Here is an 18,618-nt window from a genome sequence, read left to right as displayed (position 1 = left end):
AGAGCTAGCAACCGATTATAGAATTGAAAAATAGAGTATAAGAAACTGAATGGCAACTTTTCATTCGCTACCAAACTTAAGTTTCTTCTCAGTGACTGCCGAGAAAAAGCATTCTTATACTTGTCAGACTACCACCCTAACGGATAGTTCTTTCTAACGAATTCCATTTTTCAATTCCATTCACGACCTTTCTTATATAGGAATAACAGTATCACAAGCCTTTTTTCTTGGCAATTCCAATGCTATAGTTATCTATAAACAATTCGGAGGTGTCCCCATGTTCTACCACAAAGTAACCGACAACATTAGTCTTAAAATTCCAACCAACAGCGACGCAGAGGAATTAGTTCGGCTAATTGCTGATGACCGCAAAAATCTTGCACAATACCTACCTTGGGCAGAAACCACCATGACTGCCTCAGATGAACAGGAATTTATCAAGTTTTCTTATGAACAGATGGCGGCTGGAAACCTTCTACTGACAGTAATTACAGTCAATGGTCATCCCGCAGGAATGATCGATATCCATCAAATTAATCAAACCAACCACGCTGGTCAAATTGGCTACTGGCTTGGCCGGGAATACCGGGGGGCGGGGGTCATGACCTCCTGCCTTCGCGAGATGGAAAAAATCGCCTTTAATGAACTTGCACTACACAGATTAGAACTAATTGCGGACATAAAAAATAAGCCAAGCCGTGATGTTGCCATCAGACTTGACTACCATGAAGACGGTATTCTAAAAGATTACCTCTTCCACACAAATGAATATCATGATGTTGTCTTATACTCAAAGATCAACCCAAACTAGCTTACTTTGCAAAGAAGAATGCAATAAGTAGAATCACGGCTGGAATTAGGATCGCCTTTCCCGCGATGAATGCCATTGCAAAACCACTTAGAAAGGCTCCAATCGCAAAGAAAAGGATGATTGTAATCGTCCTACCCGCTATTTTTCCAGCTTTAGTGTCTCGGTTGGCCACGAAGTCAAATATTGATTCGGATAAAGTTCTAATATGCCCAGTCATCATCAGTGACGTAAATGGCTTGCCCTTCAATAACCTAAACTCCTGCAGTTGTGCCGCAGCAGCAACCGAGAGAAATGCGGTTTTGATCAGTGGTGAAACTCCCATCGGAATAAATGCCACAATAACGAATATCAAAATTTCCCAAGCCAAGGTGATTTGCTTTCTTCTAAGTTCCTTTTCAGCTGGGAATCGCAATTGTAACGACCTAATAATGAAGATTCCGACCATAAACATAAAAACCGAGAACAACTCACCCATTGCGGCCTCGTACTTGCCAGTGCCAAGGTGTAAGCCCATCAAAATCATATTACCAGTTTGCAAACCAGCAAATACTCCTCCATCACGAAGGTATGAGTAAGCATCGATTGAGCCAGCTGCCATTGCCAGTAGTGCCCCAGCGGATAACTTTTGGTAATACTGTTCTTGCTGTGTCTTCATCATAATCTGCCACCCCATTTATCGTTTTTAACGGTACTAGTTAACTACATTGACAACCACAAATCAATCAAAGTGATTTGTCACTCACACTTTCCATAAGCGCAACTTAAAAAGTTGTTTCTTTATGAAGAATTAGCATTTCAATTGATTTTTTGTCATAAAATCGGTATTTTTTGTATATAAAGTGTGGAGGGATTACATGAAAGAACTTAAGATTCTAATTGTCGAAGATGACGAGGATTTAGCCAACAGTTTAAAAATATTTCTTGATGAAATCGGTCAGGTAACCGTCAGCCATGACGGCTTTGAAGGCCAGATGCTGGGCCAAGAAGGAATTTATGACTTAGCTGTTCTTGATTTGATGTTGCCCCAAATTAGCGGTTTCGATATTCTCAAAAAGTGGCGAACCGAAACCAAGTTAGATATGCCAGTTTTGATTTTAACCGCTAAGGACACGCTTGATGACAAAGTGCATGGTTTTGAACTTGGAGCTGATGACTACCTTACTAAGCCCTTCCACCGAGAAGAGCTCCTAATGAGAGTTAAGGCTTTACTCAAACGTGCTGGGCGCTTAGGCGATGACAATCAATTAGCCGTAGCTAACTTTTCAGCAAACCTAAACAATCGAACCGTCGCCATTGATGGCAACGAACTTGAACTGAACGGAAAGGAATACGACTTACTGATTTACTTCCTTCAGAATTCCAACTCAATTATCACCAAGGAACAAATCTTCGATCGAATTTGGGGCTTTGAATCAGAAACATCCTTGTCAGTAGTCGAAGTTTATATGAGTAATCTCCGAAAAAAAATCTCCAAATTAACTGACCACCAGCCAATTAGGACCCTTAGAAACGTTGGTTACATTTTTGAAACGGAGGATTAATTATTGAGTAAGAAAGATTCGCAAAAGAAACAGCAACGGTCGCTATTTATCAAAATGTTGGTAGCATTTGCGGCCCTCTTTATTGTGCTCGGATGCGTTATCTTTATCTTTTTTCAACGGTCAATATTTCAAAACATTGATGCAGGACTCGCCCGGCAAAGATATCAAATTCTAACAAATGCAAATCAGCCAAACTTTAGAATTACCCCTAACGGTGACGCTCAACCGACAGTTGGTGGCCCATTCAGATCCAACATCATCGTTTACAGTAAAAGTGGCGAGATTCTAAATAAGGATATGATGGGTTCCCGTTCATACGCCTTCTTTAAAAATATCCAGTTAACTCCCAAAGACAAAGGCAAGGTAAGGGAAATCATCCTAACCTCAGCTTCATTAACGACTCACTTTAGAGCGTTATTGATAAAAGTACCCAAATCCAATCCCAATGCACTATACTCTGGAAACTATGTGTTGATTTTGGAAAATATTGATTCAGATATTCTGGCAATCAACAGCTTTGTCCGGTCTCTATGGCTAACTTTGGCGGCGTTCTGGGTTCTGGCAATCTTTGTCGCATACACCCTTTCTCGCGAATCGATGAGACCAATTTTAGCTTCTTGGAAACGGCAACGAGACTTTAGTGCTAATGCTGCTCATGAGTTGAGAACCCCACTTGCGGTTATTCAGAGTCAAATGGAGTATATGTTGACAAAACCCAAAGATCGAATTATTGACCAAGCTGATAAAATTTCAACTTCACTGAATAATGTCGATCAGCTACAATCCCTAACCTCAAAGCTACTAACCCTATCACGGATGGACGCTGACGTTTTGCAGGCGAACATGCAACCCCATGAAATCAAACCATTCTTGACTGAGGCCATCCAGCCATATAAGGAAATTGCTGCGAGCCAAAATAAAGAGCTGACTGGCAAAATTGACGCTGATGGTTCTGGTGTGTTTGATGATGAACTAATTAAGCAGCTACTAATTATCTTCATTGACAATGCCATCAAGTACACCCCAGAGGGCGGTACCATTACCGTGATGGCAACTACAACTAAAAACAACCTCACCATTTCGGTGGCAGATAGCGGTGTTGGAATCCCAGATGCTGACAAAAAGCGGGTATTTGAACGATTCTATCGGGCCGACAAATCCCGAAACAGTAAGACCGGCGGAACCGGCCTCGGTCTCGCTATTGCATCATTCATCATTAATCAGCACAAAGGAAAGGTTATTGTTAAAGACAACGAACCAACTGGTTCAATTTTTGAAATCACCCTGCCAGTTAAGAAAAATATGACTCAAAGCTAAAAAATCGCATTATTATTAATATTTAATTAGAATATTAAAATTTGCTGTTGTAATCGCCAGTGGACAGGTCTAAACTGTTATTAACTTTTATGATGAGGTGATTACATGACAAGAAAAATTGGTGTTATTGGAATGGGAAACGTAGGTTCAACCGCTGCTCACTACATCGTGGCCTCTGGCTACGCTGACGACTTGGTCTTGATCGACAAACGTGAGGAAAAAGTCGTCGCTGACGCCGGTGACTTCGAAGACGCAATGGCCAACTTGCCAACCCATACCAACATCACGGTGAATGATTATTCAGCACTTTCAGATGCTGATGTCATCATTTCTGCGATTGGTAAAATCGAGCTTCAAAACAACGACAACGATGATCGCTTTGCAGAACTTCCCTTCACTAGTACCCAAGTTAAGGAAGTTGCCCAAAAAATCAAAGACTCTGGCTTCCACGGCGTCATTGTCGCAATCACCAATCCCGTCGACGTGATTACATCAATTTATCAAGAAATCACTGGGTTACCAAAGAATAAGGTGTTGGGCACTGGTACTTTACTTGATTCTGCTAGAATGAAACGGGCAGTTGCACAAGAATTGGATATTGATCCCCGCTCAGTTGTTGGCTATAACTTAGGTGAGCACGGGAACTCGCAGTTTACTGCCTGGTCTACTGTTCGTGTGCTTGGTCGCCCAATTACTGAAATTGCTGCCGAACGTAATTTAGACTTAGACAAGCTCGATACCGAAGCCAGAACCGGAGGCTTTACGGTTTTCCACGGCAAAGGTTACACCAACTACGGTGTGGCAACTGCGGCTGTTAAGCTCGCAAATGCCGCTATTACTGATGCTCACGAGGAATTACCAGTTTCTAACTACCGTAAGGAATTAGGAACATACCTGTCTTACCCAGCAATCATTGGTCGTGACGGGGTTGTTGAACAACTCCAATTAAAGTTGACCGATGAAGAAAAGAAGAAGTTACAAACTTCAGCCGACTTTATCAAAACAAAGTTCGCGGAATCGATGGACAAATAGTTTTTGAAGCTGATTAGTATATAATATAGGTATATCGAAAAAATGAAGTGATAATTTCAGTTCCTCGAAATTATCGCTCCATTTTTGCTATCATACAGATAGTTACTGCACGCAGTGACCGTCAGGACTGACGACCATTATTCGTGGTCATCAGTTACTGTCGGTTTGCAGTAAACATCATGAGTGAATCCCGCTTTTCGCAGAATTCACTAATTGTTGTTCTTGCTGGGGCACTAAAACGAAATCAAAGATTTCTGTAGTGCTCTCTGCGGGGGCGGTACAACGAAAGCAACTGCGTCTGCTTTCTGTTCCGCCCCCTTTTATTATGCCCTGAGCGTGGTAGAGTTATAAAAAACACAACAATGAGGTAAACCAAATGATTAAGAACGTGATTTTCGATTTAGACGATACCCTCCTCGATTTTGAACGCGGTGAAATCGAGGGTGTTACCACGATTTTAAAGGAGAACGGCGTTACGGACATTAAGCACGGGCTTGATACATACTTAAAAATCAACAACCAGGTCTGGGAAGAAATTGAAAAGGGAGCAGCCCGGCAGCCCTTACTCAACACTCGGTTTTCAAAATCATTAGCTTTATTAGGGAAACAGGTTGATGGCGTAGCTGTTGAACATAAGTACAGAAACATTCTTGGTCATAATTATTATCAGATCAATGGCGCCAGCAAATTGCTCTCTCAGTTAAAAGAAAACGGGATCAATCTTCTAGTAGGTAGTAATGGTGTTAAGCAGACTCAAATCAGCAGGTTGCAGGGGTCTGGCTTAGATAAATACTTCACCAAACTATTCATCTCAGAGGATATCGGATATGCAAAGCCAGACAAACGGTTTTTTGATACGATTCTGGCGGATAAGCAAATAACTAAGGACAACACAATCATGGTCGGAGATCGGCTTCAATCGGATATATTAGGAGCTTCAAGAGCAAATCTAAGAAGTATTTGGTATAACCCAAGCAATCAAGTCAATCAGCTTGAAATCAAACCAACCTATACAGTATCTAACTACGAAAAGTTGGCTGACATAATTTTAAAAGAAGCTGAATAATTTTATCACCGACTTTAGTCGTGCTTATTTGCTTCCACCGACAGGGTTTAATGCTGACATCCTCATGTAAAATTAGATAACGGTTAAATAAATTAAAATTTGATGTTGAAATTGAAGATTTAAAGGACTACACTGTTATCAACTTTTAATTTGAGGTGATTATATGACAAGAAAAATTGGTGTCATCGGCATGGGAAGTGTCGGCTCTACAGTAGCTCATTACATTGTTTCATCAGGATCAGCGGACGACTTAGTTTTAATTGATACAAACGAGCAAAAGGTTATCGCTGATGCGGGAGATTTCGAAGATGCTATGGCAAATTTACCATTCCATACTAACATCACTGTGAACGATTACTCAGCGTTAGGCGATGCTGACGTGATTGTTTCAGCGTTAGGCAAAATTTCACTTCAAGATAATAAGGCAGACGACCGGTTTGCTGAACTACCATTTACAAGTGCTCAAGCAAAAGAAGTTGGTCAAAAAATCAAAGAAACCGGTTTTAACGGTATTCTTATTGCCATCACCAATCCAGTTGATGTAATTACTTCAATCTACCAAGAAGTTACTGGATTGCCTAAGAATCAAGTGATGGGCACTGGTACCTTACTTGATTCAGCCCGAATGAAGCGAGCAGTGGCTCATGGTCTAGATATCGATCCTCGTTCGGTCACCGGTTATAACTTAGGTGAACACGGTAATTCTCAATTTACTGCTTGGTCAACCGTGCGTGCTTTAGGCCGTCCCGTTGAAGAAATCGCTGAGCAACGTGGCCTTGACTTGGATGAAATTGATCATGAGGCTAGAATTGGCGGTTACGTTGTTTTCCGTGGCAAGGGTTATACCAACTACGGGATTGCAACTGCTGCTGTTCGGTTAGCGAATGTTGTATTAAATGACGCTCATGAGGAACTGCCTGTGTCCAACTACCGCAAGGAATTAGATACATACCTTTCCTACCCTGCCATTGTTGGCCGAGATGGGATTGAAGAACAGCTTCAATTAAAGTTAACCGATGAAGAAAAAGAAAAGCTTCAAACATCAGCTAACTTCATTAAAGGTAAATTCGCGGAGTCAATGGCAAAAGTAAATAATTAAATTCAATCACATAGAAACGTTTCAACCAAACACATAGAACAAGAAGCCACTGATAAAAACACAAAAACGCCAATCCTCACAAAGAGGACTGACGTTTTTTAATTTACTAATTATTCATGTTCTGCATGACTCTTTGACTTAGCATTGTTTTGACCGTAGTATGCGTTAGCACCGTGCTTACGGTAGTAATGTTTGTCCAAGAGATATTGTGGTACGTGGATTTCATCACGGGTTAATTGAAGACCATGATAAGCAATTTCAGCTGAAACTTCCAATACCTTAGCATTGTAGACAGCCTTTGCTGGAGTTGGTCCCCATGAGAATGGTCCGTGTTGGCTAACCAAAACGGCTGGCACTGCATCTGGATCAACGCCACGACGTTCGAATTCGTCAACAATAACCTTACCAGTGTTCAATTCGTATGCTTCTTCAATTTGTTCCTTGGTCAAAGCTGGAGCAGCTGGAATATCACCGTAGAAAGTATCTGCATGAGTAGTACTTACAGCAGGGATATCCATCTTAGCAGCAGCAAATGAAACTGCCCAAGGTGAATGAGTATGAGTAATACCACCAATGTTAGGGAAGTGGTTGTATAAGTAAGTATGAGTTGGTGTGTCTGATGAAGGGTTCATATCCCCTTCAACAACCTTACCATCCAAATCAACAACAACCATGTCTTCTGGCTTCATATCTTCGTAGTCAACCCCTGATGGCTTGATAACAAAGAGACCCTTTTCACGGTCGATACCTGAAACGTTACCCCAAGTGAAAGTAACTAAATCAAGTTTTGGTAATTGCATGTTTGCGTCATAAACTTCTTTTTTTAGATCTTCAAGCATTATCGAATTCTCCTTCTGGTTTCTCTATTGTATTAAAAACTACTTTTGCATCTTCATTGCATCAACGGCCTTAGCTTCAGCAGGTAAGGCAGCTTTGTAGTTATCAATGAACTTATCGTAGCCCTGAACACTTTCTTGTTCTGGGTAAAGAGTAGCACCGCTTGCATCACTAAATACACGGTTTGAAAGGTAATCGGCTAATGACTCGCCATCTTTCTTGTTAGTTGCGTACAATGCAAGAATAGCCATTCCCCATGGTCCACCTTCGCCGGCGTTGTCCATAACGGTGATCGGGGTGTTAAGAGCGTCAGCAAGTACTTGTTGAGCAACAACTGGAGTCTTGAATAAACCACCTTGGGCAATCAATACGTCAGTCTTGATGTGTTCCTCACGAAGTAAGATATCCATCCCAATCTTAAGGGGTGCAAATGCTGAGTACAATTGAGTCTTGATGAAGTTAGCAAGATTCATCTTTGAATCTGGTTTTCTAACAAACATTGGTCGACCTTCTGGAACCTTGGTGATGTTTTCGCCTGAAAGGTAACTGAAGTTAACTAGACCACCTGCATCTTGATCACCCTTAACAGATTCAGCAAATAATGAACCATAGAGATCGTTTGGCTTCAATTGAACTCCGATTGCACGGGCAAATTCACCAAATAGTGAAACCCAAGCGTTGATGTCTGAAGACCCATTGTTAACGTGAACCATGGCAACTGGAGCACCATCTGGTGTTGTAACCATATCAATATCACGGTGAACGGCCTTCATTGGACGATCTAACACAACCATTGAGAAGGCTGAAGTACCGGCAGAAATGTTACCAGTCTTAACCTTAACGGCGTTGGTTGATACCATACCAGTTCCGGCGTCACCTTCTGGAGGAGCAATCAATGAACCAGCTTGTAATTCGCCAGAGGCATCAAGTAACTTAGCACCTTCAGCGGTCAATTCACCGGCTTTTTCACCAGCAGGTAAGATAGCTGGGAATACATCTGGAGCGCTCCAAGGGCGAGCTTTGATTTCGTCCAATTCGTTGAACTTATCAATCATGTCTTGGTTGTAGCTCTTAGTTGCATCATCGATTGGGAAGACACCAGAAGCATCACCAACACCCAATACGTTAGCACCAGAAATCTTCCAAGTTACGTAACCAGCCAAAGTAGTGATGAAGTCAATGTCATCAATGTGCTTTTCTTGGTTAAGAACAGCTTGGTACAAATGAGCGATACTCCAACGTTCTGGAATGTTGAAATCGAATAGCTTAGTGAGCTTTTCAGCAGCCTCACCAGTAATGTTGTTTCTCCATGTTCTAAATGGAACTAACAATTCACCGGCTTTGTTGAAAGCCATGTAACCGTGCATCATCGCACTCACACCAATTGAGTTGATCTTAGTTAAGTCAACCCCATATTCGTTGTGAACTTCAAGGGCCATGTTTGCATAACTAGTCTGAATACCAGTCCAAACCTTTTCGATAGGGTAAGTCCAGATACCGTTATCTAGTTCGTTTTCCCAAATAAAGTCACCAGAAGCAACTGTTTCAAAATCTTCTGAAACTAAAACTGCTTTAATTCTGGTAGAACCTAATTCGATACCTAAGGAGATGTTTCCGCTTACAATTTGACTTTTAATGTGCTCTTTATCCATCGGTTTTTCCTCCACCGTGCTCAAAATATATTAATCTACATTCTAATTGTAAAATATTCATACGGATAAATCAAATTCTAATTTGATTTATTAAACGAATGCCCTTTCATTTTTGTTCTGACGCCTGTTACGACGCCTTTTTTAAAGCATAAAAAAATTAGACAATCATTGCTAATTCATCATCATCAAGAATCGTTACTTTGGCCTTATCAACTTCAATCAGGCCAGTCTTTTCAAACTGCTTAAGAACCCGACTTACCGTTTCGGGAGTAGTTCCAAGATAAGTAGCAATTTCTTTCTTCTTCATCGGTAGCACAAAGTGACTCTGTTTCTCACTTGCAGCGGTTTCCAGCAAGTAGTGAGCCAGTCTGCCCTTCACACTAGTAGTGTTGGTCAGTGTCTTCTCTTGTTCCAGATCAATAATCCGTGAACTCATAGTTTTTAGCATGTTTGCTGCTAATTCCGGACTATTTGCTAATAAATTTTGAAAAGCTCCCTGGTCGATCTGACAAACATTAACGTCCGTCAATGCTGCAGCGGTAGCGTTCCTAGCGTTACCCGAGAATAATGAAGTTTCCCCATCAAATTCGCCAGGTAATAATACTTTCAAAATTTGTTCTTTTCCTTCAGCAGTATATGCGGACAATTTAATTTGTCCGTTTTGAACAATCACAAAGTGTCCCAGCTTGTCACCCGCCGAATAAATCGTTGAATGAGCTGGGTAATATTTTTGGATAACCAAGTCAGCCAACTGTTCCCGTTGGGCTTTAGGTAATCCCTTGAAGATTGCGACTAAGTTGATACACTCTAGCGCATGTTCTTTTTCCATGTGTGCCATGTTAAGTCCTCCTAAGAGATGCTAGCAAGCCACTCCTTTGTTCCGTCATCAAGTTCTTGATTAATTTCAAATCCAATCGGATCAAAAATTTCCTTAACCTTATCCCAATTGATTTCTTGATCACCACTAAAGCTGTCAACAACCGCCTCGAGTTGATCTTGGCTTACCTTCTTAAGCAATTCAGGATTTCCCCCAGTTGTTGCAATAAACGTATTTGCCGCTAACTGACCAGCGATGATCTCTTGAACCCCATTATCATCAATTTCGTCAGATGTCGTTTTTCGTTCCTTTAATGGGACCGCCTTGAGTTCTCTCTTCATGAAGTTTTGGAACCGATTATAGTTGGTCTCAATTTGACGATAGAACTGCCAAGGAACATTGATATTAATTCGTTGCAAAACGACGGGAAATAAATTTCTAAACGACCAGGTCTGCATATCCTGAGCCGCCCCGATCCATTCAATCAAGAAGCGCTGAACAGACTCCTTATTCTTCTTCGCAACTCGCTTTTTTAAGGTCAAGCCAAACCGAACTAGTAAGAACTCCTCCAATTCTGAGTCAGGAATCGTTCGTTCACTAGCCTGTTTCTTTCGTTTCAAAATTTGTTTGATTTGTTTCTGCTTACTTGATTTAGCAAATTTTCCTTGCTTAACCATTTTATCCACCCCTATCAAGTAACATTTTACCATTAATAACATGCTCGTTATAAGGTTTAATTACTAGGACGGTTTTCAAGTTCAAGTTACTGGGAACGTGAGTGAGTGTTAGGAATCAGCATGGTTTAAAATTTCGGAATGTTTTTTAATATATTTTAGTTATTTTTAAGTCGCCTAGATGCCCTAAAACAGTCAACCCGGTCAAAATAATGCTATACCTAGTAAAAATATTACAACTTATTGATTCTTTTGTAATACGGCTACATGTTATATTTATAGTGTAATTGCCAACTAAGTAGTGACAATTAAAAACTTGAAAAAGGAAGTCATTCAATCATGAAAAAATCAATCAAACGACTATTAGTCGCTGGTTCATCATTCTTATTAGCAGCACCCTTATTGGTCACTCCAGTAACTACTAACGCTGCCAGCTCAAAAAAGAGTGTTGCTGCAACTAACAACAAGCGTCTTTCAAACTACGCAACTAAAATGCTTACTACCAATAAAGTTGGTCTCTCTGGCCAAGCCAAGAAAACCCCAATTTTTAGTCGTTCAATGTACAAAACAACTGGAGCAGCCTCAGGCTATTCTGACTTTCTCCTTGGTCTAAAGGGTAATGGCTACAAATTCACTACAACTCAACGGAATCTGGTTCAAAAGAACCTGGTTATCAACAAGAAGAGTACAGCTGCTGATCTAGCTAATGCTATCGTTGCTGTTAGTGCCGTCGGTTTTAAACCAACTAGCTACAAAGTTTACGGTAAGTATAATACCAACCTTGTTTCTAGACTTTATCAACAGAATATGACTAAGCAAACGGTTAACGTTGCCAGCCAAGCTTTGATTGCACTATCTTCAAATAGTTTCAGTCGCCCAAAGAACGCTAAGTTTACTAAGGCAAGTCTGACTAACCAAATCGTTAAGGACCAACAAAAGAACGGTGGCTGGTCATACAACAACCAAGTAGCCACTACTGACTCAGATACTACAAGTATGGCAATGATTGCCCTTGCTCGTAGCAAATACACAACTGCTCACGTTAAGAAGAGTATGACTAATGGTCTTGGTTTCCTCAAGGGGTCAATTGCCACTAATGGTGCATTTGGTTATGTCTTCAACGGTAAGACTACCTTGAACGCTAACTCAACTGCCGAATCAATCATTGCTCTTTCTACCAAGAAAGCCACTTCTAAGTATGTTGCCAAAGCAAAGCTTAACAGCAAACAAAAGCGGACTCCATTAACCGCTATGTACTCATATGTAAACAAGACCGGTTCAATCAAGGGTGCTGCTTCACAACTTCTTGGTGTTGGTCAAGTTAACCTTGCAGTCGCAGCATACAAGCAAGCTCTCAAATCAAAGTCAGTTTATAATCTCAAATAATCTATAGTAGGAAGTATCGTTAGATGAAGAAAAAAGTCGGGCTAGTTATTGCCCTTTTACTAATCATCGGAATGGGATTCGGAATATACCATCAGGTTTCTTCGAACAATTCTGAGCCAAAAACTGAACAAAATAGTAGCTCAAAGAAGTCCAGTTCCAGCCAAAGTAGTAATTCAGCTACCCCGACAAAATCTAAGGATTCCCACAAAAGTAAAAATTCAAAAAGGCAATCAAAGAAAAGTCAGCCAAAGTCGAAAACAGCGAAGATCAGCCCTAAAAAGCAACGTCGAGAGACTAGCAAAGCAAAAAAGGCTAACCATTCTACACAGCAGACAGCTAGCTCAACTAACACTAAAAACGGAAAGACTAGCCGGCAAAAGGCTCGTTCTGAACAAAAACCAACTAGCAGTAAACCTCAAGCTCATAAGTCCAGAGCTAAAAGGCAGTCTCAAGCTGCTAAAACTCCGACTCACCATAAAGCTAGTCAGAAAAAAGCCGCTACCAAAGCCAAGGCTAAAATAACGGTTAAAGTTAGTGTTATTGGCTACAAAAAGACTTTCTTCGACAAGTCAATAAAAATGAATAAGGGTTCAAACGCTTTCGAAGCTTTACAAAAAACCAAATTACCTGTTAGTTACCAACCAGGAATTTCAGTGTACGTAAAAGCCATCAATGGTTTAGGAGAAAACGACATCAAGACCGGTAGTGGCTGGAAATTCCGCGTAAACGGCAAGTATATTGATCATGCCGCTAACTTAACTAAGCTTCATGCAGGCGACCACGTTAAATGGTACTTCGCGGTTGATGGTTACTAATTATTTAATGCGATAAGGAGGAACTACCTTGAAAATTTACACCCGTGCCGGTGATAAAGGCCGCACTCAACTCATTGGCCACAAAATCGTTGGTAAAGACGATTTGCGCGTTGATGCATATGGAACCGTTGATGAGCTTAACTCATGGGTTGGTTATACTGACTCAATTCTTAGTTCCGATACCAAGGAACTTCACGAAGAACTACAGGAAATTCAACAATTGCTTTTCGATGTGGGCCGCGATTTAGCAACCCCTATTGATGATAAAAAGCATGATTTTATCTTTACAGATGAAATTGCGACCAAGGCAACTAAGTGGCTGGAAGAAAAAATTGATAAGTACACAGCCGCTGCGCCAAAGATTGACCGCTTTATTCTCCCAGGTGGTAGTCCTGAAGCATCAGCATTTCACGTTGCTCGGACAACTACCCGGAGGGCTGAACGAAAAATGATTGCCCTTCAACACGCAGAAGAAATTAATCCCCAAACCGAAATTTTCATTAACCGACTTTCCGATTATTTCTTTGCCGTTGCAAGATATGCTAACGTTTTAAAAAAGACAGACGATGTCTTGTATCGAAATGGGAACCCAGTATTTAGATAGCTTGATGATCGACTACAGATATTAATTCTCTAGACAAAAAAATGCAGCGATAATTTCATTTCATTGAAATTTATCGTTGCATTTTTTGTTATGCCTTTAGTTTTTTCTAACCTTATCACTGTTGGGAGCTAACTTTCATTTGCGAATAATTATCCTTAATTCTATATGTCAGAATATACGAAGCAAATAGGAACACCGTTACCACCATGTATGGGAAATGATAGTTCCAATCAAGTAAAGCCCCTGACACGATTGGGCCAATGATATTACCAACACTAGTTAGGGACATGTTGATTCCATTAACGAAACCTTGATTGCTAGTACTTGCCTTAGTGAGGAGAGTTGTAATTGCTGGCCTCAATAGATCATACATTGTAAAGACAATTAGTGTCGCCACAATAACCTCAATTTTAGTATGAGCTAGAATAATCCAAATCGTGCCAGCAAAAGATAGGAAGAAACAGTAGCGAATTAATCGTTTCTCCGTCAACCAGACCACCATTCGGTCAAACAGCACAACTTGGAAGAACAGTGAGATTACTCCGTTTAGAGTCAAAACCAATGCGATGTTTTCCAAGGTAAAGTGGTGAACTTCATTAACGTACAGACTATAAATACTTTCAAAACCAACTAATCCGAACGAAGACACCAGAATCATTAGGAACAGTAGCCCCATCGGTCCAAACAATACCTGCTTGGTTTCATCCCAAGTTGCTTTTCTTGCCGCCTGCTTTGAAAGCTTTGGCATGTTGTCCATCGCCCGCGTTGAGCCATTGATTTCAATCATCATCTTTTTGATTTTCTCATCATTTGGGAGCATCGCAATCAGGGAAATCATCGACATCGCCCCTAACACTGCTGCAAACCAGAACGGAGTTTTATAATCCACCTTAGCAAGGATGCCACCAATTCCGGGTCCTAAGATCAGGCCACCTGAAAAGGCCGCTGACAGTAATCCAATTACCCTAGCTCGTTGCTTTGGGGTGGTGATGTCAGCCGCAAGAGCGTTAGTGGTTGGCACTACCATCGCAGTTGACAAACCACCGATCAGTCGGGAAATATCAAACATCCAAAGGTAATTAGTTGCGGCAAACAGAACTTCCGAAAAACTATAGAGAACTAGTCCCCAAACCAAAATCTTTTTTCGCCCGATTCGATCAGATAGCTTACCAACAATTGGTGACGCAACCAGTTGGGCAATCGCATAAAGTGAGTTCATAATTCCCATATCGGTCGCCGAAAGATGAAGCTCGTTTTTAATAAACGGCATCACCGGAAAAATAAGACTCATCCCGATACAAACGAGAAAATTACCAAATATTAATACTATAATTGCGTTTCTTACCGTTTTCGACATAATAATTCCTCACCTAAAAATTCAAATAAGAGTTATTATACCGTTTTTGAGGTGATGATGTAAAGGCTAGTTAACATGTTCACCTTTGCAATCACCTATCCGCAAAAATAACGGTCCTCACAAGCAAATTCACTTGTAAAGACCGTTATTCCGATATTATTCAACGACCTACAAAGGGTCAATATTCTAAGCTTCTTTTCTTCTCATTCCAAATACTGCGCTAACAATTAATACCAGTACACAAGCCCCGATTATCGATGGAATCAGAGCCATTCCGGCTAAATGAGGTCCCCATGAGCCTAGCAAGTTTTCGCCAAGCCAGGAACCAATTAATCCAGCTACGATATTAGCGATCCAACCTGATGGGCGCTTAGTGATCCAGCCAGCACATGCTCCAATAATTGCTCCGATTATAAGTGTCCAAATTAAACCCATGACAATTACCTCCTTAGTTAATTCTTAAGTTATCTATTTACAACTTCAGTATAACTAATCAGTTTTAAAAATGCACAAACAAACTCTAGAATAATCTGTCAATCTTAGTTTACAATCACCCAATTTACTTGTATCTTACGCTCAATTGCAATATTCTTTGAGTATAACTTAATTAGAATTTGAGGAGAAAATCTATGAATACAACCGAGCATCTTCCCACCAAAATCAAAAACGTCTGGCGTATCAATGCCTGCATCAGTCTAGCCTGCTTTGTGGCCGCTTTTATCGCTGCCCTCATTGCAAGCCATATCTTCGAATGGCAACTGCTTTCAACTATTGGAAACGTAATTTTAGTTATCGGAATTGCCTTTTTTATCATCGACATGGTCTTAGTTGATTACCGCTATCGTTTTTTTGAATACACCTTAACTGACGACTCCGTTTTAGTTCAAAAGGGGTTCATCTTTAGAAAGTTGATTTCCATTCCAATCGCGCGGATTCAAGACGTGACAATTGAGCAGGGACCCGTTCTCCAGTCTCAGAACCTTTCAAAGGTTACCATGACCTCCGCTTCAACATCCCACACGATAGATGGGCTCGAACCTGAAACAGCAGAAGTCCTTAGGAAACAAATTATGAAACTGGCACTGGAGGCGGTTGAAAATGACGTCTAATCAAAGCAAAAAGCACCGGCTTCACCCGTTTGCTCTCCTCTTCTTTCTATTTAGGAACATAGTAGATTGGCTCTGGTTCATTGTCGTCAGTTTAATTGGTTTAGGGAGCCAAATCGACAAACTCACAAGCATCGACGGGACGCTCGTAATGATTATCTTAGCTAGTTCCTTAGCCTTCCTGGTCGTCTTCTTTGCCATTTTACGATACCTTTTCTTCACTTATGAGATTTCCCCTGAAATGATAACAATCAACAAGGGGATATTCATCAAAAAGCATATTCATATTCCATATGGTCGCATTCAGACAATATCCCAGGATCAGTGGTTCTTTCTAACCCCGTTTCACTTAGAACAAGTAAAAATCGAAACCGCTGGGCATGACGATTCCAAACCAGAAGGCATTTTGCCGGTCGTCCCTGAATCCGTCAAAGAGGAAATTGAGAAGTACCGAGTTCAAGCCCGCCACCTCAACCGGATGACCAATGGTTCAGACGATGTTCAACCAGAACCAGAGATTCAAACTGAACCAAAGGATGTTTATACTATTTCCAACCACGACCTCAATCTATTTGCGGCAACCTCACTCGGAATATTGCCAATTATCGCCGTGGTCGGAGCAATTTACAATCGAGTTTACGATACGATTCCCCATAAATATATTGATAGTGCATTTGCGGAACTCGCCCACCTATCAGTTCTGCTGATCATCGGAACGGTTGTATTTTTCCTAATTATCTGTTTCTTGATTTCGTACGTTGGTCTGATTCTCAAATACTATAAATTCACCATCACAGAAAACGAGAATCAGCTTCATACCGAACAAGGTCTCCTATCTCGAAAAACATTTACCATCAAAAACAACCGGGTCCAGTCAGTTCAAATCAGCCAGAATATATTGCGTCAGTTTTTCAAACTAGCAACATTACGAGTGCTAACAGCTTCCAAAATTGGTAAGGAAGATAACGATGCCACCCTCACTGTTTTACCCGTAATCGCTAGTGATCAGGCTGCTGGAATGATGCATAAATTTATCAGCTGGATGCCAGAAACTTTACCTACCTTAACAAGGCTACCAACAAGGAGCTATTGGTACTTAATCAGAAATTCAGTGTTATTAATGTTGATTATCATCATTCCATGCATCTACTTTTTAAAGTGGTGGGGAACGATCAGTTTGATTTTACTGCCAATCGCATTCTTTCTTGGCCTCTACTCCGCAAAAAATAGTGGCTTTAGTACCGCTAACGGGCAGTTAGTTGTTTCTGACGGCCATCTGTTCAACCGCTCAATCTACATTACCGAACTTAAGAACATTCAGTCGTTTGAGCTACGCCAATCAATCTGGATGACAAAGACGCAATTAGCTCACTTCACCGTTAACGTTCGGTCTGGCAATGGCAACAAGGAAATTGAGCTTCGGTACTATCCAAAGACAGAAGCTGACAGACTATTCTCGTTTTTGAGCACCTATAAAAGTAGTAGAATTAAGTCATAAGAAACAAAATTGGAGGGATTTTTCATGAAGACAATGAAAATTGCTGATCACACTGTACCCGCAATTGGACTTGGTACTTGGCACATGGGCGAACCTAGTAATCGCCAAACGGAAATCAAAGCCATTCGGGCTGGAATTGACGCCGGCGCGACCGTGATTGATACCGCCGAAATGTATGGCAACGGTTTGTCAGAAGACTTAGTTGGCCAGGCAATTGATGGATTAGACCGTGAAAAACTCTTTTTGATTGATAAAGTCTTGCCCCAAAATGCTTCCAAGAAACGAATGGAAAAGAGCCTAGACACCAGTCTTAAACGGCTCAAAACTGACTACGTCGATCTTTACCTGTACCATTGGCGGGGATCAGTTCCACTTTCAGAAACGGTAGCGACTCTGCAGGAACTCCAACAATCCGGCAAAATAAAGCGTTGGGGCGTATCCAATTTTGACGTTGTCGACATGGTTGAACTGCTCGGACTACCTAACGGAAACAACGTGGCAGCCAACGAAGACTTATATAATCTGGGAAGTCGCGGCCTTGATTTTGACATGATCCCTTGGTTAGTCAAACGAGACATTCCATTAATTGCCTACTCCCCAATTGCACAAGGAGATCGGTTTGGGGCTAATTTAACTACTAACAAGGTAATTAAGGCGATCGCTGATAATCATAATGCAACGCCATATCAAATATTACTGGCCTGGGTTATTCGCAACGGCTCAACCCTTGCAATTCCCCAAAGCGCCAATCCGGAACACGTCGTTGCTAATGTTGAAGCAGCTAACATCACACTCTCAAAAGAGGAACTGTTTATGATTGACAGTGAGTATCCTGCTCCTGAATCAAAACAGCCATTAGATATTCTGTAATCAAAAGAAGAGGCTGGGACATAAGTCACGCCGATAAATAAACTGGACCATATTTTCCATGATTCTTCGGAAAATATGGTCCAGTTTTTCTTTTACCGCTAAGCAAGGAAATAAAATAGCCATCATCAAAGCCAAT

General features: G+C 41.0%; 19 protein-coding genes. 12 read left to right on the top strand and 7 right to left on the bottom strand.

Features of this window, described 5'->3' with window-relative positions; genetic code table 11:
* Window positions 1-277 precede the first annotated feature (277 nt).
* Entirely contained in the window at window positions 278-811 is a 534-nt protein-coding gene (locus tag QOW94_RS09165; RefSeq protein WP_283680099.1) for a GNAT family N-acetyltransferase, read from the top strand.
* Between the two features lies 1 nt (window position 812).
* On the opposite strand, the gene QOW94_RS09160 is transcribed toward QOW94_RS09165, so the two are convergent.
* Complete coding sequence (locus tag QOW94_RS09160) at window positions 813-1,469, bottom strand: YoaK family protein (protein WP_283680098.1); 657 nt, start codon at window positions 1,467-1,469, stop codon at window positions 813-815.
* Window positions 1,470-1,665: 196 nt separating this feature from the next.
* On the opposite strand from QOW94_RS09160, the gene QOW94_RS09155 reads away from it, so the two are divergent.
* From QOW94_RS09155 to QOW94_RS09135, 5 genes are all read left to right on the top strand, one after another.
* Window positions 1,666-2,352: a response regulator transcription factor gene (locus QOW94_RS09155; RefSeq protein ID WP_283680096.1), complete on the top strand. Its 687-nt coding sequence runs from the start codon at window positions 1,666-1,668 to the stop codon at window positions 2,350-2,352.
* A gap of 3 nt (window positions 2,353-2,355) precedes the next feature.
* Window positions 2,356-3,669: a sensor histidine kinase gene (locus tag QOW94_RS09150; protein ID WP_283680095.1), complete on the top strand. Its 1,314-nt coding sequence runs from the start codon at window positions 2,356-2,358 to the stop codon at window positions 3,667-3,669.
* 105 nt (window positions 3,670-3,774) lie between these two features.
* Window positions 3,775-4,701: an L-lactate dehydrogenase gene (locus QOW94_RS09145; protein ID WP_283680094.1), complete on the top strand. Its 927-nt coding sequence runs from the start codon at window positions 3,775-3,777 to the stop codon at window positions 4,699-4,701.
* 376 nt (window positions 4,702-5,077) lie between these two features.
* Complete coding sequence (locus tag QOW94_RS09140; RefSeq protein ID WP_283680092.1) at window positions 5,078-5,767, top strand: YjjG family noncanonical pyrimidine nucleotidase; 690 nt, start codon at window positions 5,078-5,080, stop codon at window positions 5,765-5,767.
* Between the two features lie 163 nt (window positions 5,768-5,930).
* A complete protein-coding gene (locus tag QOW94_RS09135; protein WP_283680091.1) occupies window positions 5,931-6,866 on the top strand; it encodes an L-lactate dehydrogenase in 936 nt (311 codons plus the stop codon).
* Between the two features lie 110 nt (window positions 6,867-6,976).
* On the opposite strand, the gene QOW94_RS09130 is transcribed toward QOW94_RS09135, so the two are convergent.
* The 4 genes from QOW94_RS09130 to QOW94_RS09115 form a co-directional block, all read right to left on the bottom strand.
* On the bottom strand, window positions 6,977-7,705 hold the full coding sequence (locus QOW94_RS09130; RefSeq protein WP_283680090.1) for an L-ribulose-5-phosphate 4-epimerase: 729 nt from the start codon (window positions 7,703-7,705) through the stop codon (window positions 6,977-6,979).
* Window positions 7,706-7,744: 39 nt separating this feature from the next.
* Window positions 7,745-9,355, bottom strand: coding sequence for a xylulokinase (locus tag QOW94_RS09125; protein ID WP_283680088.1), 1,611 nt, complete (start codon window positions 9,353-9,355; stop codon window positions 7,745-7,747).
* Window positions 9,356-9,512: 157 nt separating this feature from the next.
* Entirely contained in the window at window positions 9,513-10,193 is a 681-nt protein-coding gene (locus QOW94_RS09120; protein ID WP_349630359.1) for a Crp/Fnr family transcriptional regulator, read from the bottom strand.
* Window positions 10,194-10,204: 11 nt separating this feature from the next.
* On the bottom strand, window positions 10,205-10,849 hold the full coding sequence (locus QOW94_RS09115) for a hypothetical protein (protein ID WP_283680084.1): 645 nt from the start codon (window positions 10,847-10,849) through the stop codon (window positions 10,205-10,207).
* Between the two features lie 336 nt (window positions 10,850-11,185).
* Between QOW94_RS09115 and QOW94_RS09110 the strand changes: the two genes are divergently transcribed.
* From QOW94_RS09110 to QOW94_RS09100, 3 genes are read left to right on the top strand one after another with little or no spacing between them, the layout of a single operon-like run.
* Window positions 11,186-12,232: a prenyltransferase/squalene oxidase repeat-containing protein gene (locus tag QOW94_RS09110; RefSeq protein WP_283680083.1), complete on the top strand. Its 1,047-nt coding sequence runs from the start codon at window positions 11,186-11,188 to the stop codon at window positions 12,230-12,232.
* Between the two features lie 23 nt (window positions 12,233-12,255).
* Entirely contained in the window at window positions 12,256-13,047 is a 792-nt protein-coding gene (locus tag QOW94_RS09105) for a DUF4430 domain-containing protein (RefSeq protein ID WP_283680081.1), read from the top strand.
* Between the two features lie 28 nt (window positions 13,048-13,075).
* Window positions 13,076-13,651 (top strand): cob(I)yrinic acid a,c-diamide adenosyltransferase, encoded by a 576-nt coding sequence (locus QOW94_RS09100; RefSeq protein WP_283680080.1) that lies wholly within the window; start codon window positions 13,076-13,078, stop codon window positions 13,649-13,651.
* A gap of 115 nt (window positions 13,652-13,766) precedes the next feature.
* Here the strand turns inward: QOW94_RS09100 and QOW94_RS09095 are convergent, their stop codons facing one another.
* Window positions 13,767-15,008, bottom strand: a complete 1,242-nt coding sequence (locus QOW94_RS09095) for an MFS transporter (RefSeq protein ID WP_283680079.1) — start codon at window positions 15,006-15,008, stop codon at window positions 13,767-13,769.
* A 186-nt stretch (window positions 15,009-15,194) separates the two neighbouring features.
* Window positions 15,195-15,443: a GlsB/YeaQ/YmgE family stress response membrane protein gene (locus tag QOW94_RS09090; protein ID WP_283680078.1), complete on the bottom strand. Its 249-nt coding sequence runs from the start codon at window positions 15,441-15,443 to the stop codon at window positions 15,195-15,197.
* A gap of 194 nt (window positions 15,444-15,637) precedes the next feature.
* Here QOW94_RS09090 and QOW94_RS09085 point away from each other — a divergent pair, with 194 nt between their 5' ends.
* The 3 genes from QOW94_RS09085 to QOW94_RS09075 are packed head-to-tail and all read left to right on the top strand — an operon-like array spanning window position 15,638 to window position 18,482.
* Window positions 15,638-16,117 (top strand): PH domain-containing protein, encoded by a 480-nt coding sequence (locus tag QOW94_RS09085; RefSeq protein WP_283680077.1) that lies wholly within the window; start codon window positions 15,638-15,640, stop codon window positions 16,115-16,117.
* Window positions 16,107-17,612, top strand: a complete 1,506-nt coding sequence (locus QOW94_RS09080; RefSeq protein ID WP_283680076.1) for a PH domain-containing protein — start codon at window positions 16,107-16,109, stop codon at window positions 17,610-17,612. Before QOW94_RS09085 ends, QOW94_RS09080 begins: the two co-directional genes overlap by 11 nt.
* A 24-nt stretch (window positions 17,613-17,636) precedes the next feature.
* Entirely contained in the window at window positions 17,637-18,482 is an 846-nt protein-coding gene (locus QOW94_RS09075) for an aldo/keto reductase (RefSeq protein WP_283680074.1), read from the top strand.
* Window positions 18,483-18,618 lie beyond the last annotated feature (136 nt).

Source organism: Lentilactobacillus sp. Marseille-Q4993 (assembly GCF_951230165.1).
Lineage (GTDB): Bacteria > Bacillota > Bacilli > Lactobacillales > Lactobacillaceae > Lentilactobacillus.
The sequence above is the reverse complement of the archived record's forward strand: the minus strand, read 5'-3'. Positions and strand labels throughout refer to the sequence as shown.